This is a genomic window from Serratia sp. CY43202 (genome assembly GCF_052168755.1).
In the GTDB taxonomy this organism is placed as follows: Bacteria; Pseudomonadota; Gammaproteobacteria; order Enterobacterales; family Enterobacteriaceae; genus Serratia; species Serratia bockelmannii.
In genome coordinates this window covers 177,584-197,317 of sequence record NZ_JBJNMB010000006.1, presented here as the reverse complement: position 1 = coordinate 197,317, position 19,734 = coordinate 177,584, and the positions used below count along the sequence as shown (strand labels likewise).

At 59.5% G+C, this 19,734-nt stretch carries 20 protein-coding genes and 1 tRNA gene; 11 read left to right on the top strand and 10 right to left on the bottom strand.

Annotation, left to right across the window (positions count from 1 at the left end):
• Positions 1 to 11: 11 nt before the first annotated feature.
• Positions 12 to 1,502: a MocR-like pyridoxine biosynthesis transcription factor PdxR gene (gene pdxR / locus ACJ8J5_RS14310; protein ID WP_060434613.1), complete on the bottom strand. Its 1,491-nt coding sequence runs from the start codon at positions 1,500 to 1,502 to the stop codon at positions 12 to 14.
• Positions 1,503 to 1,623: 121 nt separating this feature from the next.
• On the opposite strand from pdxR, the gene ACJ8J5_RS14305 reads away from it, so the two are divergent.
• The 3 genes from ACJ8J5_RS14305 to ACJ8J5_RS14295 are packed head-to-tail and all read left to right on the top strand — an operon-like array spanning position 1,624 to position 5,656.
• Positions 1,624 to 2,889 (top strand): 4-aminobutyrate--2-oxoglutarate transaminase, encoded by a 1,266-nt coding sequence (locus ACJ8J5_RS14305; RefSeq protein ID WP_048234933.1) that lies wholly within the window; start codon positions 1,624 to 1,626, stop codon positions 2,887 to 2,889.
• A 12-nt stretch (positions 2,890 to 2,901) separates the two neighbouring features.
• Positions 2,902 to 4,356 (top strand): NAD-dependent succinate-semialdehyde dehydrogenase, encoded by a 1,455-nt coding sequence (locus ACJ8J5_RS14300; RefSeq protein WP_334273848.1) that lies wholly within the window; start codon positions 2,902 to 2,904, stop codon positions 4,354 to 4,356.
• A 58-nt stretch (positions 4,357 to 4,414) separates the two neighbouring features.
• Positions 4,415 to 5,656 carry an aromatic amino acid transport family protein gene (locus ACJ8J5_RS14295; RefSeq protein WP_033639324.1) on the top strand — a complete coding sequence of 414 codons (1,242 nt, stop codon included), beginning with the start codon at positions 4,415 to 4,417 and terminating at the stop codon, positions 5,654 to 5,656.
• A gap of 73 nt (positions 5,657 to 5,729) precedes the next feature.
• Here ACJ8J5_RS14295 and yfcF read toward each other — a convergent pair whose 3' ends face one another.
• The gene (gene yfcF, locus ACJ8J5_RS14290) at positions 5,730 to 6,365 is read right to left on the bottom strand and encodes a glutathione transferase (RefSeq protein WP_197769527.1); all 636 of its coding nucleotides are present in this window, start codon (positions 6,363 to 6,365) and stop codon (positions 5,730 to 5,732) included.
• Between the two features lie 170 nt (positions 6,366 to 6,535).
• Here yfcF and ACJ8J5_RS14285 point away from each other — a divergent pair, with 170 nt between their 5' ends.
• Positions 6,536 to 7,252, top strand: coding sequence for an HPP family protein (locus ACJ8J5_RS14285; protein WP_025304335.1), 717 nt, complete (start codon positions 6,536 to 6,538; stop codon positions 7,250 to 7,252).
• Positions 7,253 to 7,265: 13 nt separating this feature from the next.
• On the opposite strand, the gene ACJ8J5_RS14280 is transcribed toward ACJ8J5_RS14285, so the two are convergent.
• From ACJ8J5_RS14280 to aac(6'), 3 genes are all read right to left on the bottom strand, one after another.
• Entirely contained in the window at positions 7,266 to 8,015 is a 750-nt protein-coding gene (locus ACJ8J5_RS14280) for a helix-turn-helix transcriptional regulator (protein WP_197813187.1), read from the bottom strand.
• 148 nt (positions 8,016 to 8,163) lie between these two features.
• On the bottom strand, positions 8,164 to 8,805 hold the full coding sequence (locus ACJ8J5_RS14275) for a YbhB/YbcL family Raf kinase inhibitor-like protein (protein WP_043142050.1): 642 nt from the start codon (positions 8,803 to 8,805) through the stop codon (positions 8,164 to 8,166).
• Between the two features lie 290 nt (positions 8,806 to 9,095).
• Entirely contained in the window at positions 9,096 to 9,536 is a 441-nt protein-coding gene (gene aac(6') / locus ACJ8J5_RS14270) for an aminoglycoside 6'-N-acetyltransferase (RefSeq protein WP_147823201.1), read from the bottom strand.
• Positions 9,537 to 9,711: 175 nt separating this feature from the next.
• On the opposite strand from aac(6'), the gene ACJ8J5_RS14265 reads away from it, so the two are divergent.
• Positions 9,712 to 10,347, top strand: coding sequence for a hypothetical protein (locus ACJ8J5_RS14265; protein WP_147823202.1), 636 nt, complete (start codon positions 9,712 to 9,714; stop codon positions 10,345 to 10,347).
• A 265-nt stretch (positions 10,348 to 10,612) separates the two neighbouring features.
• Entirely contained in the window at positions 10,613 to 10,834 is a 222-nt protein-coding gene (locus ACJ8J5_RS14260; protein WP_033651283.1) for a hypothetical protein, read from the top strand.
• A 106-nt stretch (positions 10,835 to 10,940) separates the two neighbouring features.
• On the opposite strand, the gene ACJ8J5_RS14255 is transcribed toward ACJ8J5_RS14260, so the two are convergent.
• Positions 10,941 to 11,016 (bottom strand) — tRNA-Ile (locus tag ACJ8J5_RS14255).
• Positions 11,017 to 11,162: 146 nt separating this feature from the next.
• Between ACJ8J5_RS14255 and mug the strand changes: the two genes are divergently transcribed.
• Together mug and ACJ8J5_RS14245 are read left to right on the top strand one after the other, a co-directional pair.
• Complete coding sequence (gene mug / locus ACJ8J5_RS14250) at positions 11,163 to 11,651, top strand: G/U mismatch-specific DNA glycosylase (RefSeq protein WP_414104536.1); 489 nt, start codon at positions 11,163 to 11,165, stop codon at positions 11,649 to 11,651.
• A gap of 24 nt (positions 11,652 to 11,675) precedes the next feature.
• Positions 11,676 to 12,119: a nuclear transport factor 2 family protein gene (locus ACJ8J5_RS14245; protein WP_049204445.1), complete on the top strand. Its 444-nt coding sequence runs from the start codon at positions 11,676 to 11,678 to the stop codon at positions 12,117 to 12,119.
• A gap of 55 nt (positions 12,120 to 12,174) precedes the next feature.
• Here the strand turns inward: ACJ8J5_RS14245 and rpoD are convergent, their stop codons facing one another.
• The 3 genes from rpoD to rpsU form a co-directional block, all read right to left on the bottom strand.
• Positions 12,175 to 14,016 carry an RNA polymerase sigma factor RpoD gene (rpoD, locus tag ACJ8J5_RS14240; protein ID WP_025304326.1) on the bottom strand — a complete coding sequence of 614 codons (1,842 nt, stop codon included), beginning with the start codon at positions 14,014 to 14,016 and terminating at the stop codon, positions 12,175 to 12,177.
• A gap of 157 nt (positions 14,017 to 14,173) precedes the next feature.
• Positions 14,174 to 15,922: a DNA primase gene (gene dnaG, locus ACJ8J5_RS14235; protein WP_025304325.1), complete on the bottom strand. Its 1,749-nt coding sequence runs from the start codon at positions 15,920 to 15,922 to the stop codon at positions 14,174 to 14,176.
• A gap of 136 nt (positions 15,923 to 16,058) precedes the next feature.
• A complete protein-coding gene (gene rpsU / locus ACJ8J5_RS14230) occupies positions 16,059 to 16,274 on the bottom strand; it encodes a 30S ribosomal protein S21 (protein WP_001144069.1) in 216 nt (71 codons plus the stop codon).
• Between the two features lie 325 nt (positions 16,275 to 16,599).
• Between rpsU and tsaD the strand changes: the two genes are divergently transcribed.
• A complete protein-coding gene (gene tsaD, locus ACJ8J5_RS14225; RefSeq protein WP_025304324.1) occupies positions 16,600 to 17,613 on the top strand; it encodes a tRNA (adenosine(37)-N6)-threonylcarbamoyltransferase complex transferase subunit TsaD in 1,014 nt (337 codons plus the stop codon).
• 30 nt (positions 17,614 to 17,643) lie between these two features.
• Here tsaD and plsY read toward each other — a convergent pair whose 3' ends face one another.
• On the bottom strand, positions 17,644 to 18,288 hold the full coding sequence (plsY, locus tag ACJ8J5_RS14220) for a glycerol-3-phosphate 1-O-acyltransferase PlsY (RefSeq protein WP_025304323.1): 645 nt from the start codon (positions 18,286 to 18,288) through the stop codon (positions 17,644 to 17,646).
• Positions 18,289 to 18,395: 107 nt separating this feature from the next.
• Between plsY and folB the strand changes: the two genes are divergently transcribed.
• Both folB and bacA read left to right on the top strand, forming a co-directional pair.
• The gene (gene folB, locus ACJ8J5_RS14215; RefSeq protein WP_004937203.1) at positions 18,396 to 18,755 is read left to right on the top strand and encodes a bifunctional dihydroneopterin aldolase/7,8-dihydroneopterin epimerase; all 360 of its coding nucleotides are present in this window, start codon (positions 18,396 to 18,398) and stop codon (positions 18,753 to 18,755) included.
• 132 nt (positions 18,756 to 18,887) lie between these two features.
• Positions 18,888 to 19,712 (top strand): undecaprenyl-diphosphate phosphatase, encoded by an 825-nt coding sequence (gene bacA / locus ACJ8J5_RS14210; RefSeq protein WP_004937204.1) that lies wholly within the window; start codon positions 18,888 to 18,890, stop codon positions 19,710 to 19,712.
• Positions 19,713 to 19,734: the final 22 nt, after the last annotated feature.

The following is a 19,734-nucleotide window of genomic DNA, read 5'->3' as shown; positions in this document are numbered from 1 at the left end:
CGTAGGCGACCTTAAGGAGCCGCCTTTTTTATTGCAGGTACGTTGATGCACGCCAGCAACTGGGTGAAGGCCGCGGCCATCTGTTCTTCTGGCACGCAGGCAAACCCCATCAGCAGGCCGCGCCGGCGGTTGGGCAGCATGTAGTAGCGCGACAGCGGCCGCACCAGCACCCCCTGCGCGCCGGCGGCGGCGGCGATCGCCACGTCGTCGGCCTCGTCCGGCAGGTTGAGGATCAGGTGCAATCCGGCGTTGCTGTTGAATTCGCTGAGCGCCTGTTTGCCGAGGTGCTGTTCGATCAGGCCGGTCAGGAAGGCGCGCCGCCGGGCGTACAGCAGCCGCATGCGACGGATGTGCGCGGTGTAGTGCCCCTCTTGGATGAATTCCGCCAGCGCGCTCTGGATCAGCAGGTGCCCGCCGCGATACAGCTCGGCGTGGGCGGTTTTCAGCGGCTGCACCAGCGGCGGCGGCAATACCACATAGCCGAGGCGCAGCGCCGGGTAGAGCGTTTTGCTGAAGGTGCCGATGTAAATCACCGGCGCATCGGCCTCCAGCCCTTGCAGCGCCGGGATCGGTTGGCCGGAAAAGCGGAATTCGCTGTCGTAGTCGTCCTCGACGATCCAGCCGCCGGCGTTGCGCGCCAGCGCCAGCAGCCGTTGGCGGCGCGCCAGGCTCATCACCGAGCCGAGCGGATACTGGTGCGACGGGGTGACGAAAATCAGGCGGGGTGGCGTCGTTGGCTGCTCCGGCGGCACCAGCCCGGCCTCGTCCACCGCCAGCGGGCAGATGTTCAACGCATTGATGCGCAGGATATTGCGGATCCCCCAATAGCCCGGTTCTTCGATCCAGGCGTCATCCCCCGGATTGCACAACATGCGCGTCACCAGATCGATCGCCTGATGGATGCCTTCAGTGATCAGGATCTGTTCCGGCGAGCAGCGCACCGAGCGCGCCACCCGTAAATACTCCACCAACGCATGCTGTAGCTCCGGGCTGCCGCCCTGATTGCTGTAGGTCAGCCGCTGCGGCGTCGGGCGGCGGCTGAGGCGCGCCTGGATCTTGCTGAACAGCTGATGGGGAAAGGCGTTGACGTCGGGCACGCCGGGAATGAACGCCCCCCACTGTTTTGGGCTGGCGCTGGCGTGGTGCAGCAGCGTGGCGCCGCGCTCCGACAGTTCGACGCGCCGCGGTTGCCCGCTGCCGTCCGCCGGAGCGCCGCCGGTGGAGAGGCAGCTGTCCGGCACCGTGTCAGCGACGAAGGTGCCGCTGCCGGCGCGCGCCGACACGTAGCCTTCCGCCAGCAGTTGTTCATAAACGGTTAACACAGTGTTGCGGGACAGGCTGAGCTCCTGCGCCAGATCGCGTGAGGCGGGCAGGCGGCTGGAGGGCGGCAGGCTGCCGTCGAGAATGCTGGTGCGGATCGCGTTGTAAAGCCGCTTGTGCAGCTTGTCATCGGGCTGTTCGCCGAGGCGCTGCAGCAACAGATCACCACTCAATGAGCGCAATTGGATCCCTCAATTATTCGTAACTGGCACTCGATTATAGGGCCACATCCTGTGTAAATAAACGGCATTGTTTCACGAATGTGAACGAAACGTGTAACTGGCACCGACCGGAGAGAACAGCATGAAAAACGCAGAATTGAACCAACGCCGTCAGGACGCCACCCCGCGCGGAGTGGGCGTGATGTGTGGTTTTTACGCCGAGCGCGCAGAGAACGCCACGCTGTGGGATGTGGAAGGCAAAGAAGTGATCGACTTCGCCTCGGGGATCGCCGTGCTGAACACCGGCCATCGCCACCCGAAGGTGATCGCCGCGATTGAAAAGCAGTTGCAGGCTTTCACCCACACCGCCTATCAGATCGTTCCTTACGAAAGCTATGTTTCGTTGGCGGAGCGCATCAACCAGCGCGCGCCGATCGCCGGCCCGTGTAAAACCGCCTTCTTCACCACCGGCGCGGAAGCGGTGGAAAACGCGGTGAAGATCGCCCGCGCTTACACCGGCCGTCCGGGCTTGATCACCTTCGGCGGCGGCTTCCACGGCCGTACCTATATGACCATGGCGCTGACCGGCAAAGTGGCGCCTTACAAACTGGGCTTTGGCCCATTCCCCGGCTCGGTGTTCCACGGCCAGTACCCGAACGCGCTGTACGGCGTGACCACCGAAGACGCGATGAACAGCCTGGATCGCCTGTTTAAAGCGGATATCGATCCCAAGCAGGTGGCGGCCATTGTGCTGGAGCCGGTGCAGGGCGAAGGCGGCTTCAACGTGGCGCCGGCCGAGTTCATGCAGGCGCTGCGTGCGCTGTGTGACCAGCACGGCATTCTGCTGATCGCCGACGAGGTGCAGACCGGCTTCGCCCGTACCGGCAAGCTGTTCGCCATGGAGCACTACAGCGTTAAGCCCGATTTGATCACCATGGCGAAAAGCCTGGCGGGCGGCATGCCGCTGTCGGCGGTGGCGGGCCGCGCCGAGGTGATGGACGCGCCGGCGCCGGGCGGGCTGGGCGGCACCTACGCCGGTAACCCGCTGGCGGTGGCCGCCGCGCACGCGGTGCTGGACGTGATCGACGAAGAGCAGCTGTGTCAGCGCGCCCAGCGCTTGGGGCAGCACCTGGTGGAAGTGTTGCAGCAGGCGCGCAAAACCAGCCCGGCGATCGCCGATGTGCGCGCGCAAGGCTCGATGGTGGCGGTGGAGTTCAACGATCCGGCTACCGGTAAACCTTCAGCCGATATCACCCGTCAGGTGCAGCAGAAGGCGATGGAGGAAGGGCTGCTGCTGCTGAGCTGCGGCGTGAACGGCAACGTGATCCGCTTCCTCTACCCGCTGACCATCCCGGACGATCAGTTCACCAAGGCGATGGGCATCCTGTCCCGCGCGCTGGCTCACTAAGGAGCGAACGGCATGAAATTGAATAATCCCGAGCTGCTGCGCAGCCAGTGTCTGATCAACGGCGAATGGTGCGATGCCCTGAGCGGCAAGCGCGAAGCGGTGATCAACCCGGCCACCGGCGCCGAACTGGCCAGCATTCCGCTGGTCAGCGAAGAGGAAACCCAGCAGGCGATCGCGGCGGCGCAGCGGGCGCAAAACGAGTGGAAACAGCTGACCGCCAAGCAGCGTTCCGCGCTGCTGTTGGCCTGGGCCGACAAGGTGCTGGCCGCACAGGAAGATCTGGCGCAGCTGATGACCGCCGAGCAGGGCAAATCGCTGGCGGAAGCGCGCGGCGAAGTGGCGTACGCCGCGTCGTTCATCACCTGGTTCGCCGAAGAGGCCAAGCGGGTGGACGGCGCGGTATTGCAGGCGCCGCAGGCTTCGCAGCGCCTGGTGGTGGTGAAGCAGCCGATCGGCGTGTGCGCGGCCATCACCCCGTGGAATTTCCCGGCGGCGATGATCACCCGCAAGGTGGCGCCAGCGCTGGCGGCCGGTTGCGCCATCATCGTCAAACCGGCCGAGCAAACGCCGCTGACCGCGCTGGCGCTGGCCAAGCTGGCGCAGGACGCCGGCATTCCCGCCGGCGTTTTGCAGGTGGTGACCGGCGAAGCGGCGCAGGTGGGCAAGGTGCTGTGCGACAGCCCGGTGGTGCGCAAGCTGAGCTTTACCGGCTCGACCGAGGTCGGCCGCATCCTGATGGCGCAGTGCGCACCGAGCATCAAGAAACTGTCGCTGGAGCTGGGCGGCAATGCGCCGGTCATCGTGTTCGACGACGCCAATCTGGATGCGGCGGTGGCGGGCATCATGGCCTCCAAGTTCCGCAACAGCGGCCAGACCTGCGTGTGCGCCAACCGTATCTACGTGCAGGACGGCATCTACGAGCGGCTGGCGGAGAAACTGGTGGCGGCGGTCGAGCAGTTGAACGTCGGCGACGGCAGCCACGAAGGCACCACCCAGGGGCCGCTGATCGACAGCGATGCGGTGGCGAAGGTGCAGAGCCATATCGACGACGCGCTGATCAAAGGGGCACAGATCGCCACCGGCGGCCAGCCGCACGCGCTCGGCGGCACTTTCTTCCAGCCGACGGTGGTGACCGGCGTGACGCAGAAGATGCGCTTCGCCAAAGAAGAAACCTTCGGGCCGGTGGCGCCGCTGTTCCGCTTCCATGACGAGGCGGAAGCCATCGCCATGGCCAACGACACCGAATTCGGCCTGGCCGCCTACCTGTTCACGCAGAACGCCGCACGCCAATGGCGTGTGCCGGAGGCGCTGGAGTACGGCATGGTCGGCATCAACACCGGGCTGATTTCCAACGAAGTGGCGCCGTTCGGCGGCGTGAAACAGTCAGGGCTCGGGCGTGAAGGATCGCGCTACGGGATAGAAGAATATCTGGAGCTGAAATACCTGTGTATCGATGTGAGCTGTTGAGCGTCAGGACGTTAACCCATCCCGGCGGCCAGCGTCGCCGGGTGATAAAGGATGATGCATGTCTGATAATATCTCTGTTTCTCCGGCGCTTGCCGCCGGGGTGCGAGCACCTGCACCCGCCAAATCGTTAAGTTTCCTCGAAGGGGTGGCGATGATCGTCGGCACCAACATCGGCGCCGGCGTACTCTCCATCGCCTACGCCTCCAGCAAGGCCGGTTTCCTGCCGCTGCTGTTTTGGCTGGTGCTGGTGGGAAGCCTGACCACCATCACCATGCTGTACGTTGCCGAATCCACGCTGCGCACCCGCGCGCATCTGCAGCTGAGCGGGCTGGCGAAGCGCTACGTCGGCGGCCTGGGCGCCTGGCTGATGTTCGCTTCGGTGTGCGTCAACAGCGTTGGGGCGCTCACCGCCTATATGACCGGCAGCGGCAAGCTGCTGCAATCGCTGTTCGGCATCTCGCCGGCGCTGGGCAGCCTGCTGTTCTTCGTGCCCGCCGCCGGCGTGCTGTACCTCGGTTTGAAAGCGATCGGCCGCGGCGAGAAATTTATCAGCATCGGCATGGTGGTGATGTTGACCGCGCTGGTGGCGGCGACGCTGCTGAAAGACACCACCCAGATGCGCAACCTGCTGGACGGCGACTGGCGCTATATGGTGCCGGTGTTCAACGTGGTGGTGTTCTGCTTCTCGGCGCAGTACATCGTGCCGGAGATGGCGCGCGGCTTCGCCGACAAGCCGGAGCAACTGCCGAAGGCGATCATCGTCGGCATGGTGGTGACCTTCATTTTGCTGGCGGCGGTGCCGATGTCGGTGATCGCGCTCAGCGGGCTGGATGACATCTCCGACGTGGCCACCATTTCCTGGGGCCAGGCGCTGGGGCAGTGGGCGTTCTTCTCCGCCAACATCTTCGCGCTGTGCGCGATGCTGACCTCGTACTGGGGATTGGGCGGCAGCTTCCTGACCAATATTTTCGACAAGTTTCGGCTGGGCAACGACGAGCTGCCGCTGCGCCGCTTCGGCGTGCTGCTGTTGGTGGTGGTGCCGCCGTTCGTGCTGGCCTACAGCGGGCTGGTGTCGTTCGTCAACGCGCTCTACTTCGCCGGGGTGTTCAGCGGGGTGATCCTGTCGATCATGCCGATGCTGATCCTGCGCGGCGCGCGCAAGCATGGCGACCAGACCCCGCGCTGGCAGTGCAACTGGATCACGCACCCGTTGCTGCAGGTCAGCATTGTGTTGCTGTACCTGGCCAGCGCGGTGTACGCCATCGCTTCATTGTTAGGCTATCTGCCCTCTGGATGGTGATTTGCCTTCCCTCAAGCAGTGATGTTGTTTCTCGGCATTGAGAACGGCGGCGTCGTGGCCGCCGATTTTTTTCTCAGGCGCGCCGTTTTTCCGACAATGCCAGCCACGCCTGCACCGACGGGCGCTGCCACTGCTTGTGCACATAGTGGCGCACGCGCTCCGGCACCGGATCGCCGTGCATCACCAGCCGGTTGAGCATCAGCGCCAGATCGGTGTCGGCGATGCACCACTCCCTGAACAGATTATCCTGCCCGTGGCTCAGCAGCTTTTCCACGGCGGCGATCAGCTTGCGCGCGGCCTCTTGCGCGGCTTCGGACAGCGGCGGGAATTTGCCGTTGTTGAACACCACCTCGGTCGAACGCTCGGCGCGGATCGGCAGCAGATCGCTGCGCAGCCAGGCCTGGATCTCGCGCGCTTTGGCACGCAGCTTCACGTCGCGCGGGTACACGGCGTGGGCCGGGTGGATGTCTTCCAGGTATTCGGCGATCGCCGAAGACTCCGAGAGCTGGAACTCGCCGATCGCCAGCGTCGGCACCCGGCGGGTGAGCGACAGCGCCGCGTAGGCCGCCTCTTTGTTCTCTTCCTTCGCCAGATCCACCGGCTTCACGGTGAACGGAATGCCTTTTTCCGTCAGCACGACAAAGGCGGACATGGCGTACGGGCTGAAAAATTCACTGTCGGTATAAAGCTCGGTGATCGGTTGAGACATCGGCGGTTCCTCGGGGTTAAGGGGGGAACATTCATCATTGTCGAGGGGAGGCTAAAAATCAATCTGTTAGCTAAAAGTTCTTGGGCGGCGCGGTTTACGGCGCCGTGAGTTCCTTCAGGATGATGTGATATATTTGTTGCCAACAAGTGAATTGAGCCGTATTGGGTAACATGAAGACGCAGTGGATTGAACGGGTAAAAGTGGGAGTTGCGCGCCTGTGGCCGCACCCGCTGGCGGTGGGCAAGCGAGAGATGCTGATTTCCAGCGTCGGCGCCGGTTTGGGGCTGATGCTCGCCGGTTGGATCAGCCACTTTATTTTGGGCGAGGTGAACCTGTGGTTTATCGCGCCGATGGGCGCTTCGGCGGTTCTGCTGTTCGGCGTGCCCAACAGCCCGCTGGCGCAGCCCTGGTCGATCGTCGGCGGCAATGCGCTGGCGGCAACGGTGGGCGTCAGCGCTGGTCTGCTGATCCCCGATCCGGGCCTGGCTTGCGGCGCGGCGGCGGCGGTGGCCATCGGCCTGATGTTCAAGCTGCGTTGCTTGCATCCACCCGGCGGCGCGGTGGCGCTGACCGCCATCCTCGGCGGCCCCGGCATTCACCAGATGGGCTATGACTTCGTACTGTATCCGGTGCTGCTGAACTCGGTGCTGCTGGCGGCGCTGGCCATTCTGTTCAATAACCTGGCCGGGCGACGCTACCCGCATGCGCTGGCGCCGGCGGAGGCCAAACCGGCCAATCTGCCGATCGATGCCGTTTCCATCACCCGCGCCGATCTGCACGAGGCGCTGATGGAGGGGGATCTGTTCGATATCGACGAGGACGATCTGCAGGAGATCCTGCTGCGCGCCGAGCAGTTGGCGCATCAGCGGCAAAGCAAGATCGCCTGATCAGCCCAGCGTTTTATCGGATGGCGGAAGGCGCGTAACCAAAACGCTTTTGAAAGCGTTCGCTAAAACGCGCTCTGGATTTGTAACCGCAGGCCTCTGCAATGCGGGTCATATCCCATCGGGTGGTTTGAAGCAACATCATGGCGTGATGCATACGGATGTCTATCAGCAAGTCTTCGAAGCGTGTCTGTTCGGCGGCAAGGCGCCGCCGCAACGTTGCCGGGCTCATCGCTAACGTTTTTCCCGCTGTTTCTGCCGTCCAGTTTTGTTCCGGAGCCTCAAAAATCAAGGTGCGCAGGCGCTGTGATGGGCTATCCAATGGCAAATGCGTAAAAACATGTCCTCGTTCGGCCAGCGCGGTCAAAAAGTCCAGAAGGCGGTATTGCAGGCGAATATCACTGATTTCCTGTTTTTCCACGCTTTCAATCACGTGATAAAACGTCGCCGACAGGTCTTCGTCCAGAGGCAGCGTTTTCCACGCGTCATCTTTAGGGGGAATAGGGGGTGAAGCCTGCCGGGTTCGGTGAAAGACATCCAGCAGTTCTGCCGACAGCGTCAGGAGTATCGAGCGAAAAGGCCGATCGATATCGCCCGGCGTTTTGACTAAATCTGCGCGGGTGTTGGGGGGGACCAGGAGCAGTTCCCCGGGGGTCTCCAGAGACAAATGTTGTGAAGCCGATGTGATACCGAGTTGGCCCGCCACGATCAGCAAGACCGTCGCTTCATGGAAGACGAACTGCGGCGTGTGTAGCTGACGTTTCAATGTCGGCTGGCACACCCCGCACAAGCGGCGCCTCAACACCGGAGCCCCCGACGGAGAGTGCCAGTGCAAAAGTTTCGCGCCCGGCTCGCGTCTGGTTCGCACTGATCCGAAGGAACCGGTCCGGCTCATATTCGACTCCTTTATGCGATTATTTCGCCGTTGATGCTACGTTAGGGTTCAGGCTGTAAAGGCCTGTCAGGCTCGCCTGGGCTAACACCGGCGCTTCCGCCAGGGCAGCATTCACATTAGCCCCTGTCCAAGGCCCTTGTACATCCAAACCGGGGGTAGCAAGCGCATAAACCGTGAAAATATAATGATGAACTAACGTATCGTTCCACGGTGGGCATGGGCCATCGTAACCGTAGTATTCCCCCTTCATCTGCTCATCGGCGGCAAACCAACCGGTATAGTCATTGATGCCGTGGCGATAGGCCGAAGGGGCGTTTGGCCCGGATTTGCCACGCGGCGTTACGCCGTCCGATTGAGAGCCCGCCGCAATTTCCACGGTACTGGCCGGAATATCCAGCAGCAGCCAGTGAAAGAAATCAACGCGCGGCAACGATGCGGGCACAACCCGACCCTCTTGATTCACATCATCACCACGGCTTGGCACGTCGGGATCATGGCAAACGATCACGAAAGACTGCGTGCCTGCAGGCACTTCACTCCAGGCCAGATGGGGGTTGCGATTTCTCGATAAAGCGACATGGTTGGCGGCATCGGGGATAGCGAAGGCGAACTCACCGGGAATGAACTCTCCTTCTTTAAAGCTTTGGCTGGTCAGTTTCATAAATGCCAATCTCCTGTTCTATTGAGCGGTATCTGCGGGTATGTGATGTCCCCATTATAAGTTTTTCAAAATAAAACAAGGCGACAAATCCAATCAAAATAGAACCAATTACGCTCATTGTGATTGTATTTGGTGGCATTATATTGATGGGCGACCGATACGATTGCTGTGCCGATGAGAGTGCCACGGCGAAAACGCTGGATGAGGAAGGGGGGTTGGTTAATATTGGTGGGGAAGAGACTGCTGCGCGCCGAGCCGTTGACGCATCAGCGGCAACGCAAGGTGCCTGATCAGCCCAGCGTTTTGCGGTAAAACACCACCCGCTCCGTTTCGGCAAAGCCCAGCGCCGCATGCAGGCGTTGGGAATCCAGATTAGCGATGTCGGTATCCGACGCCAGCTCGCTGCACCCCTGTTGCTTCGCCCACTCCTGCACCTGCGCGATCAGGCGCGCGGCCCAGCCCTGGCGGCGGGCGCGTTCGGCGGTATAAATCCCTTCCAAAAACGCCACCGGCGACGATTCGCAGCCGTTGACATAATCGTAGCGCAGCGCGACCTCGGCAAAGCCAACGAAAGCGCCGTCCAGCCCCCGCGCCATAAACGCGGTGTGGTGCGGCGAAGCCAATATCTCGCGCATTTCCGCGCGGTGTTCTTCCCGCGGGCAGGTGGGCCACAGCGCCGAGCGCAGAGCCAGCCAGGCATCAAGGTTGTCGTGGTCGCAGTTGACGATCATGCAGGGGCCTTATGAGTCGGAATAAATCAGGAATGCCGAGAGGGAAGTGTGGCACGGCGGCGGGAAACAAAAAAGCCATTATGCCGAGGGGCGCCCTTCATTAGGATGAAAGGGATGTTGATATTTTAAGCGAAGTTAGTATAGGGTACGGCCAGGGCGCTGATAAGGGATTGTTATGGATGCGAAAGCCGTAGCTCAAGGAATTCTTGAGGGAATAGAGTCTTTACCAAGGGGCATTGCCTATAGTGCTCGTAGGACATGGCAGGGAGCAGGGCTCGGCGGCCGAGAGCTTAGGCACCGCAATGAAATTGAAACGGAACGATTTATTAAGGTCGTTCGTGCCGGTTATGGTATCGAAACCCCGCTACGTGAGCTGATAGTGGTGATTATCCGTGACTGCTATCAGCGGATGGATCTGCAAACACAAACCGCGCTAAGCCAAAAATTTAACCATGCAGAGGGTTATCTTACAGGACGTATGGGGACGCAGTTCATTCTGGTTCAGCAAATCACACACCATATTTTGAAAAAGGTTATCGGCAGCACACTTTTCAAATGGGTATTCAAAGGTGTCACCATTGCTGGGCTAAACATCATTCTTTTACAAGGAATTATTGAAAAGGCCGCCGTTTCTTCGCGTCGTTTGCGGGAACAATATCCCTCAACGTACCATAAGCTCACGCCACGAAATTTGGACATGATCTACTTTCTGGCGGAGGAGTATCTTGAACCCTTTGTTGCCTATACCAGCAAATCGAAAATGTTCTGTGAAGGTGTGAATCATGAGCTATCTAAAGTCTTGGGGCAGTAAGCTCGGTAAAGGATTGTCGCACCTTGTGGAAGCGATTTTGGGCGGGATATTTTCTATCGCTGCGTTTGGCTCACTGTTCTGGTTCGACGAATGGTGGCAACGAATTCTAAGCGCGGCAATATTCCTGTTGCTGGTGTTTGTCACTATTGCTTTGTGTAGCCTTGTGAGAGGCGAGCGATAGCGGATAAATCAATCAAAAGCCAGCGGTTGGATTTTAACTAATGATCAAGTGATGATGACTTCCTATCGTTAAGTAAGAAAATCAATGAACTGGCTAAAATCCTTTCTTGTGAAGTTCGTTAAATTTGTTGGCCGGCAAACTGCTGACTTGGCTGAGTCCATAGTCATTGGCCTGTTCTCTATAGCGGCATTTGTTGCCTTGTTCTGGTTTGATGAGTGGTGGAAATCTATCGCTGCGGCTGTCGCGATCTTCTTTGCCGGCTTCCTGGTAAGTCTGGCTATAGGCTGGTTAAGAGGGGAAAGATAGCTGAGAGTGCCGGCATACCGCCGCCATTTTGCCGCCACTGTGAGCAAGAAATAAAAAAGCCACTTCGAGAGAAGTGGCTTTTTTATATGATTTTAAAGCTAAAATTTGGTGGCCCCTGTTGGGTTTGAACCAACGACCAAGCGATTATGAGTCGCCTGCTCTAACCACTGAGCTAAGGGGCCAAGCCGCGAGATTATAGGGAATCCTTAAGCGGCGGTCTACTGTTACCCGCCCGTATGTTGCTTTTCTGCACAGTTCTAGCCTGTTGTAATTGCTGGCGGATTTTGCGATAACCGCAGTAAATCCCTGCAATGGACTCACGACACTCATGGAACTTCTGGCGCCTGGCCTGCGGGTGGTGTTTTGCGGCATCAACCCCGGCCTTTCTTCCGCCCATCAGGGCTACCCTTTCGCCAACGGCAGCAACCGCTTCTGGAAGGTGATCCATCAGGCCGGCTTTACCGAGCGCCAACTGGCGCCGGAGCAGTGGCAGCAGTTGAAGGATAATGGCTGTGGCATTACCGCGCTGGTGGCGCGCCCAACGGTGGCGGCCAGCGAGCTGTCGCGCGACGAGGTGCGCAGCGGCGGCGAGGCGCTGCAAGAGAAGATCCTGCGCTACCAGCCGCGCGCGTTGGCGATTTTGGGCAAGCAGGCGTTCACCACCGCCTTCGGGGTGAAAAACGCGCCCTGGGGCAAGCAGACGATGGTGCTGGGGCAAACCGAGGTGTGGGTATTGCCCAACCCCAGCGGATTGAACCGCGCCACGCTGGAGCAGCTGACTGCCAGCTATCGCGAGCTGTTCCTGGCGCTGCAATGACATAAGGGAGTTGCGATGACATCGATGATGAAAGGTTGTGTGATGGCGCTGTTATTGGTGACCGGCACTGCACAGGCGGGGCATTCGCCACAGGAGGCGCGCAACAAGCAGAACGTGCTGGAGTTTTATCGGCAGGGGCTGAACAACAAGGATTTTGCGGCGGCGCGGCCGTTTTTGGGCGAGCAGTACAAGCAGCATAACCCCAACGCTAAAGACGGCGTGGCGGGCTTTCGTCAATTTGTCGAGCTGCTGAAAACGCGTTACCCCAATTCGCACAGTGAGGTGAAACAGGCGTTTGTCGACGGCGACTTCGTGATTTTGCATGTGGAAGTCAGCGGGCGCGAGGCCGGCAAGACCGCGGCGATCGTCGATATCTTCCGTCTCGACAGCGCCGGGAAGATCGTCGAGCATTGGGATGTAACGCAGCCGGTGCCGGAGAAGACCGCCAGCGGCAACAGCATGTTCTGAGGCATAAAAAAACCCCGGCAAGCCGGGGTTTTTGCTTTTGGTGCGGCAGCCGGACTTAATCGTCCAGGAAGCTGCGCAGCACTTCGGAACGGCTCGGGTGACGCAGCTTGCGCAGCGCCTTGGCTTCGATCTGACGAATACGCTCACGGGTAACGTCAAACTGCTTGCCTACCTCTTCCAGCGTGTGGTCGGTGTTCATGTCGATACCGAAACGCATGCGCAGCACTTTCGCTTCGCGCGCGGTCAGGCCGGCCAGCACATCGTGGGTAGCGGAACGCAGGCTCTCTGAGGTCGCGGAATCCAGCGGCAGCTCGAGGGTGGTATCCTCGATGAAGTCGCCCAGATGCGAATCTTCGTCGTCGCCGATCGGCGTTTCCATCGAGATTGGCTCTTTGGCGATCTTCAGCACTTTGCGGATCTTGTCTTCCGGCATCAGCATGCGCTCGGCCAGCTCTTCCGGCGTCGGCTCGCGGCCCATCTCTTGCAGCATCTGGCGCGAAATACGGTTGAGCTTGTTGATGGTCTCAATCATATGCACCGGAATACGGATGGTGCGCGCCTGATCGGCGATGGAGCGGGTGATAGCCTGACGGATCCACCAGGTGGCGTACGTCGAGAACTTGTAGCCGCGGCGGTATTCGAACTTGTCTACCGCTTTCATCAGGCCGATGTTGCCTTCCTGGATCAGATCCAGGAACTGCAGGCCGCGGTTGGTGTATTTCTTGGCGATGGAAATAACCAGACGCAGGTTGGCCTCAACCATCTCTTTCTTCGCGCGGCGGGCTTTCGCTTCACCGATCGACATGCGACGGTTGATGTCTTTGACCTGCTCGATGGTCAGGCCGGTTTCTTCTTCGATCTGACGCAGTTTCTGCAGGCTGCGCTGCACGTCTTCAGCCACGTCTTTCAGCTTTTCCGACCATGGCTTGGCCATCGCCAGTGCGGCTTCGAACCAGGAATCGCTGGTTTCGTTGCCGGCGAACAGGGTGACGAAGTTTTTCTTCGGCATTTTGCACTGTTCAACGCACAGCTTCATGATGATGCGTTCCTGGGTGCGAACGCGGTCCATCATGGTGCGCATGCTGTTGACCAGGAAGTCGAACTGCTTCGGCACCAGGCGGAACTGCTTGAACACTTCAGACAGCTTCAGGATCTCGTCCGCTGCGCTGGCGTGGCTGCGGCCGTTCTTTTTGATCACCAGACGCGTCGCTTCATACTGATCGCGCAGCTCGGCGAACTTCTGACGCGCCAGCTCAGGATCGATGCTGTTGTCGTCTTCGGTGTCGTCGTCTTCGGCGTCCTCATCTTCTTCGTCGTCGTCTTGCTCTTCGCTCGACAGTTCAGAACCGATGTGGGTCGCGGTAGGGGCGATGTCCTCTTCCGCGTTAGGATCGACGAAGCCGGTGATCAGATCCGACAGGCGCGCTTCGCCCGCTTCGACGCGATCGTACTGCTCAAGCAGGTAGGTGATGGCTTCCGGGTATTCGGCAACCGAGCACTGCACCTGGTTGATGCCGTCTTCGATGCGCTTGGCGATGTCGATTTCGCCTTCGCGCGTCAGCAGTTCGACGGTACCCATTTCGCGCATGTACATGCGCACCGGGTCGGTGGTGCGGCCGATTTCGGATTCCACGCTGGACAGAACCTGTGCGGCGGCTTCTTCCGCATCTTCGTCCGTGCTGTTCGAGTTTTCGGCGAGCAGCAGGTCATCGGCGTCCGGTGCTTCTTCCATCACCTGGATGCCCATGTCGTTAATCATCTGGATGATGTCTTCGATCTGATCGGAGTCGACGATATCTTCCGGCAGATGGTCATTGACCTCAGCATAGGTCAGATAGCCTTGCTCCTTACCACGGGTGACAAGTAGCTTCAGCTGTGACTGCGGGTTTTGCTCCATAAGACGGTATCCACACTTCAGAGTATTTAGGTTGGTGTCGGTCGGCGAAACCGCCAACAATAGCATTTGGGGCGTTTTCGTTATCGCCGCGGCCCACTATGGCGGCACTGTGCAGGGCTCTGCCCTCGCAATTATCGGCACTTAAGCCGTTTGGTATTCAGTTTTTCTTCGCTAAAACCTGGTTGAGAGAACGGACTTCCTCACGTTCCTCCGGGCTCAGGCCGCGCGTTCTGGCCTGGGCGATCAGCGTTTCCAGCCGTTGCTCGAGCACCGAGTCGTACAGGCTGGCCAACGTATCCAAAAAGGTCTGTTCGACCATGTCCTCAACGATCATATGGTTCCATGTCGCCAAGGTTTCAAGCTGCTGGCTGAATTTGTTGTCGCGATACAGCTCCAGCAATTGCCCGGTTGTCAGGCCCGGCTGCGCCAAACAGGTCTGCACCAGTTCGACGAACAGCGGCAATCCCGCCTGTTTGGTCTGCTCCAACCCTTCCAGCGAAGGGATAAGTGTAGCCAACTGCGGATTTTGCACCAGTAACCCTATCAGTATACGCATGGTTGTGCGTTTTAGCTGGGGCGCCTGATAAGGATTCGCATTTTCCGCCTGCTTGGGCATCAGCTTGTCGAGCTGGCTGTCGTCCAGCAGCCCCAGCTTGTTGCCGAGCTCCTGACGCAGGTACAAGCGCAACGTTTCGCCCGGCACCTGAGTAATCAGCGGCAGCGCCAGCGTGCTCAGCTTGGCGCGCCCGTCCGGGCTGCTCAAATCCACCTGCGGCAGCAGGCTTTCGAACAGGAAAGTGGACAGCGGCTGCGCCTGCTCCATTCGCTGTTCGAAGGCTTCTTTGCCTTCTTTGCGCACCAGGGTGTCCGGGTCTTCACCGTCGGGCAAAAACATGAACCGCAGCTGGCGCCCGTCGTTCAGGTACGGCAGCGCGGTTTCCAGCGCCCGCCAGGCCGCTTCGCGGCCGGCGCGGTCGCCGTCGTAGCAGCAAACGACGTTGTCGGTAGCGCGGAACAGCAGCTGAATGTGTTCAGCCGTCGTCGAGGTCCCGAGCGAGGCGACGGCATAATCGATGCCGAATTGCGCCAACGCCACCACGTCCATATACCCTTCCACCACCAGCAGCCGCTGGAGGGTAGGGTGGTTCTGCTGTGCTTCATACAGGCCGTACAGCTGGCGGCCCTTATGGAAAACTTCGGTTTCCGGCGAGTTCAGGTACTTCGGCATACCGTCGCCCAGCACGCGGCCGCCGAAGGCGATCACGCGCCCGCGCTTGTCGCGGATGGGGAACATCACCCGTTCGCGGAAACGGTCGTACGAACGCCCCTGATCGTTAGTCACCAGCATGCCGGCATCGTTCAATGCGCGGCGCGAGTCGGCATCGCGGCCGAAACGCTTCAGGGCGTTGTCCCATCCCGCCGGCGCGAAGCCGATGGCGAAATGGCGAATAACGTCGTCACTTAATCCGCGCTGCTGCAAATAGCTGCGCGCCGGTGCCCCGGAGGACTGCTGCAGTGACTGTTGATAGAACGCGCTGAGCTGCTCCATCAGTTGGTACAGGCTCTGGCGCTGATGGCGTTCGATCTGGGTCGGCCCGGTGCCCGCTTCGTAAGGCACTTCCAGCCCGTGCATGGTCGCCAGCTCTTCGATGGTTTCGACAAACTCGAGTCGGTCGTAATTCATCAAAAAGTCGACGGCGTTGCCGTGCGCACCACACCCAAAACAGTGATAAAACTGCTTTTCGCCATTAACGGTAAAGGAAGGCGTCTTTTCGTGGTGGAACGGACAGCACGCGTGGTAGTTCTTGCCTTGCTTCTTGAGCTTCACGCGGGCGTCGATCAAATCGACGATGTCGGTGCGAGCCAGCAAGTCATTGATAAATACGCGCGGAATTCGTCCAGCCATAAGCCCTTACTTCATTAGCCTATAAACGAGAACAAGCCGCGCATTCCTTTCGGAAAGCACGGCCTTCGTATGCAACTACTCGGTCTGCGCGATTTTGAAAATCAGAAATTCACGCGGTGGGGTTGCCCCCGAAGAATTAATACAGACGAGTGCGGCGTGCGTTTTCGCGAGCCAGTTTCTTCGCGTGACGTTTCACAGCAGAAGCTTTAGCGCGTTTACGTTCGGTAGTTGGTTTTTCATAAAACTCACGACGACGAACTTCAGCTAAAACACCCGCTTTTTCGCAAGAGCGTTTGAAACGACGCAGAGCAACGTCAAATGGCTCGTTTTCACGTACTTTAATTACCGGCATGTGCCTCTCACCTCAATAAAATTCGGTTTGCTGCTGGCCAAGCGCCAGCCTTTTCAAAATGGTGCGGAATTTTACTCCAATGGATGCTGCTTTGTAAAGCATCACAGCAAATTGAAACCCGCGTCGCTCTGCCGCAACGTGCGCAATTTTGCACCGGGCGCTGATTATAGACTAATCAGAAAAAAATGCTCGTATTTAATCGCTCGGGCATTTTCTGGATGAATCATCGACATAGGCGCAAGCCGGTGACAAGATGCGCCGCATCGGCGGTAAATGCGGCGGAATGTGGTAGACTGGCGGCCGCACGTGAATGATGGGAAATGTAATGCGAGTACTGGGTATAGAAACGTCCTGCGATGAGACCGGAATTGCAGTGTATGACGATCAAACCGGTTTGTTGGCCAACCAATTATACAGCCAGGTGAAGCTGCACGCCGACTACGGCGGCGTGGTGCCGGAACTGGCCTCCCGCGATCACGTGCGCAAAACCGTGCCGCTGATTCAGGCGGCGCTGAAAGAGGCCAACCTGACTCCGGCCGATATCGACGGCGTGGCTTATACCGCCGGGCCGGGCCTGGTAGGCGCGCTGCTGGTCGGCGCTACCGTCGGGCGTGCGCTGGCGTTCGCCTGGAACGTGCCGGCGGTGCCGGTACACCACATGGAAGGCCACTTGCTGGCGCCGATGCTGGAAGATAACCCGCCGGCGTTCCCGTTCGTCGCGCTGCTGGTCTCCGGTGGCCACACTCAGCTGATCAGCGTCACCGGCATCGGTGAGTATGCACTGCTGGGCGAGTCGATCGACGATGCCGCCGGCGAAGCGTTCGACAAAACCGCCAAGCTGCTCGGCCTGGATTATCCCGGCGGGCCGATGCTGTCGAAGATGGCGCAGCAGGGCACGGCGGGGCGTTTCACCTTCCCGCGGCCGATGACCGATCGTCCGGGGCTGGACTTCAGCTTCTCCGGGCTGAAAACCTTCGCCGCCAACACCATTCGCTCCAACGGCAACGACGATCAGACGCGTGCCGACATCGCCCGCGCCTTCGAGGATGCGGTGGTGGATACGCTGGCGATCAAATGCAAACGTGCCCTCGAGCAAACCGGCTTCAAACGCCTGGTGATGGCCGGCGGCGTGAGCGCCAACCGCACATTGCGTGCCAAGCTGGCGGAGATGATGCAGAAACGCGGCGGGGAAGTGTTCTATGCCCGCCCGGAATTTTGCACCGACAACGGCGCGATGATCGCCTATGCCGGCATGGTGCGGCTGAAGAGCGGCGCCAACCCGGAGCTGAGCGTTTCGGTGCGGCCGCGCTGGCCGCTGGCGGAACTACCTGCGGTATAAAGCAAAGGGCCGGATAATCCGGCCCTTCTGTTATTCGTCTTTCGGCTGGTCGCCGTTATCCTCATCCGCGTCGTTTTTCTTCTTGCGGAACTTGCCCCAAATCTTGCCTTCCTGGCCGCGCCACAGGCGCTGGATATTGTCGTGATGCCGCATCAGGATCAGGCAGGAGAGCATCGCTACCGGGAAGGTGAACTGCGGTTTGAACCACCAGACGTAGAACGGGGCGATAAGCGCGCTGACGATGGCGCCGAGCGAAGAGTAGCCGCTGAGCAGCACCGTCAGCAGCCAGGTGCCGGTCATCAGGCCGGTCAGATCCCAGCCGATAGGCGCGATGGCGCCAAACGCCGTCGCCACGCCTTTACCGCCGCGGAAGTGGAAGAACACCGGGTAGATGTGCCCCAGACAGGCGGCGATCGCCGTCAGGCCTAGGTACAGCGGCGGCACATCGAGTTTGTAGGCCAGCCAGACCGGCAACATCCCTTTCAGAATATCGAACACCAGCACCGCCGCCGCCGCCAGCCGGCCGCCGATGCGCAGGACGTTGGTCGCCCCGGGATTTCCTGAGCCATGCTCACGCGGGTCCGGCAGCCTGGCGATCCGGCAAACCAGGATCGCGCTCGAAATCGAGCCGCACAGATACGCGAAGATAATCATGCCAAGCGCGGTAGCACTCATAACGCGGTTCCGTTTAATAATGGTCGTTTTACTCGCAACATCTATGGATAATACGCACATTCCGCTGGAAGTGGTATCCGGCAAGGCCAAAAACAGAGAATGACGTGATGGATATCGTATTTATTGAAGAGCTTACCGTAATTACCACCATTGGCGTTTATGAGTGGGAACAGGGCATTCGTCAGAAGCTGGTGTTCGATATCGAAATGGGCTGGGATAACCGGCCGGCCGCCGCCAGCGACGACGTAACTGACTGTCTGAGCTATGCCGACGTCAGCGATGCCGTGATCCAACACGTGGAGTCGAACCGCTTCGCCCTGGTGGAACGCGTGGCGGAGGAAATATCTGAAATTTTGCTTCAGCGCTTCAATTCCCCGTGGGTCCGTATTAAGGTCAGCAAACCGGGCGCTGTAGCACATGCCAATCGGGTCGGCGTGATCATTGAGCGCGGCACTCGTCCCGCATGATTTTATGTCATCTGCTTGCAACGAAAGACCGTTAAGCTGGTCTTAATCCTGAGAATTATTTTAGCGGCATTGTCTTTAAGCATTGCCGCTTTTTTATGTGATAGCCGTTATTTTATAGGGTGAGCGAAGCACATGGCTGACATGCATTCACTGTTTATTGCGTTTGTTCTTGGGGTTGTCGAGGGGTTAACCGAATTTCTGCCGGTGTCTTCCACCGGGCATATGATTATCGTTGGCGAGTGGCTGGGCTTTACCGGCGACAAAGCCAAAACCTTTGAAGTCATCATCCAGCTGGGGTCGATCCTGGCCGTCGTCGTGATGTTCTGGCGCAGGTTGTTCGGCCTGATCGGCATCCATTTCGGCGGCAAGCCGGTGGAGCACGAGGGTAAAACCAGCGGTCAGCTGAAGCTGGGGCACATCCTGCTGGCGATGATCCCGGCGGTGGTGCTGGGCCTGGCCTTCCATGATTTCATCAAGTCGCTGTTCGCGCCGAAAAACGTGATGTATGCGTTGGTGGTCGGCGGTCTGCTGCTGCTGGCGGCGGAATGGCTGAAGCCGAAGAAACCGAGCGCGGAAGGGCTGGATGACATCACCTACCGCCAGGCGTTCATGATCGGCTGCTTCCAGTGCCTGGCGCTGTGGCCGGGCTTCTCCCGTTCGGGTTCTACTATCGCCGGCGGTATGCTGGTGGGCGTGAACCGCTATGCGGCGTCCGAGTTCTCCTTCATTTTGGCGGTGCCGATGATGATTGGTGCCAGCGGCCTGGATCTGTACAAGAGCCTGCACTTCCTGACCTGGGGCGATCTGCCGATGTTTGCCGTCGGCTTCGTTACTGCCTTCGTGGTGGCGCTGATTGCGATCAAGACCTTCCTGTCGCTGATCAAACGCATCTCGTTCGTGCCGTTCGCCATCTACCGCTTTATCGTGGCGGCCGTGGTTTACATGGTGTTCCTGTAAGCCCGATACCAAGAAAAAACCC

What these genes read in the sequence shown, in the direction of transcription:
- ACJ8J5_RS14305 (WP_048234933.1), top strand. Translation starts at nt 1,624, where the DNA reads ATGAAAAACGCAGAATTGAACCAACGCCGTCAGGACGCCACCCCGCGC.
- ACJ8J5_RS14300 (WP_334273848.1), top strand. Translation starts at nt 2,902, where the DNA reads ATGAAATTGAATAATCCCGAGCTGCTGCGCAGCCAGTGTCTGATCAAC.
- ACJ8J5_RS14295 (WP_033639324.1), top strand. Translation starts at nt 4,415, where the DNA reads ATGTCTGATAATATCTCTGTTTCTCCGGCGCTTGCCGCCGGGGTGCGA.
- yfcF (WP_197769527.1), bottom strand. Translation starts at nt 6,365, where the DNA reads ATGTCTCAACCGATCACCGAGCTTTATACCGACAGTGAATTTTTCAGC.
- ACJ8J5_RS14285 (WP_025304335.1), top strand. Translation starts at nt 6,536, where the DNA reads ATGAAGACGCAGTGGATTGAACGGGTAAAAGTGGGAGTTGCGCGCCTG.
- ACJ8J5_RS14275 (WP_043142050.1), bottom strand. Translation starts at nt 8,805, where the DNA reads ATGAAACTGACCAGCCAAAGCTTTAAAGAAGGAGAGTTCATTCCCGGT.
- ACJ8J5_RS14265 (WP_147823202.1), top strand. Translation starts at nt 9,712, where the DNA reads ATGGATGCGAAAGCCGTAGCTCAAGGAATTCTTGAGGGAATAGAGTCT.
- ACJ8J5_RS14260 (WP_033651283.1), top strand. Translation starts at nt 10,613, where the DNA reads ATGAACTGGCTAAAATCCTTTCTTGTGAAGTTCGTTAAATTTGTTGGC.
- mug (WP_414104536.1), top strand. Translation starts at nt 11,163, where the DNA reads ATGGAACTTCTGGCGCCTGGCCTGCGGGTGGTGTTTTGCGGCATCAAC.
- ACJ8J5_RS14245 (WP_049204445.1), top strand. Translation starts at nt 11,676, where the DNA reads ATGATGAAAGGTTGTGTGATGGCGCTGTTATTGGTGACCGGCACTGCA.
- rpoD (WP_025304326.1), bottom strand. Translation starts at nt 14,016, where the DNA reads ATGGAGCAAAACCCGCAGTCACAGCTGAAGCTACTTGTCACCCGTGGT.
- dnaG (WP_025304325.1), bottom strand. Translation starts at nt 15,922, where the DNA reads ATGGCTGGACGAATTCCGCGCGTATTTATCAATGACTTGCTGGCTCGC.
- rpsU (WP_001144069.1), bottom strand. Translation starts at nt 16,274, where the DNA reads ATGCCGGTAATTAAAGTACGTGAAAACGAGCCATTTGACGTTGCTCTG.
- tsaD (WP_025304324.1), top strand. Translation starts at nt 16,600, where the DNA reads ATGCGAGTACTGGGTATAGAAACGTCCTGCGATGAGACCGGAATTGCA.
- plsY (WP_025304323.1), bottom strand. Translation starts at nt 18,288, where the DNA reads ATGAGTGCTACCGCGCTTGGCATGATTATCTTCGCGTATCTGTGCGGC.
- folB (WP_004937203.1), top strand. Translation starts at nt 18,396, where the DNA reads ATGGATATCGTATTTATTGAAGAGCTTACCGTAATTACCACCATTGGC.
- bacA (WP_004937204.1), top strand. Translation starts at nt 18,888, where the DNA reads ATGGCTGACATGCATTCACTGTTTATTGCGTTTGTTCTTGGGGTTGTC.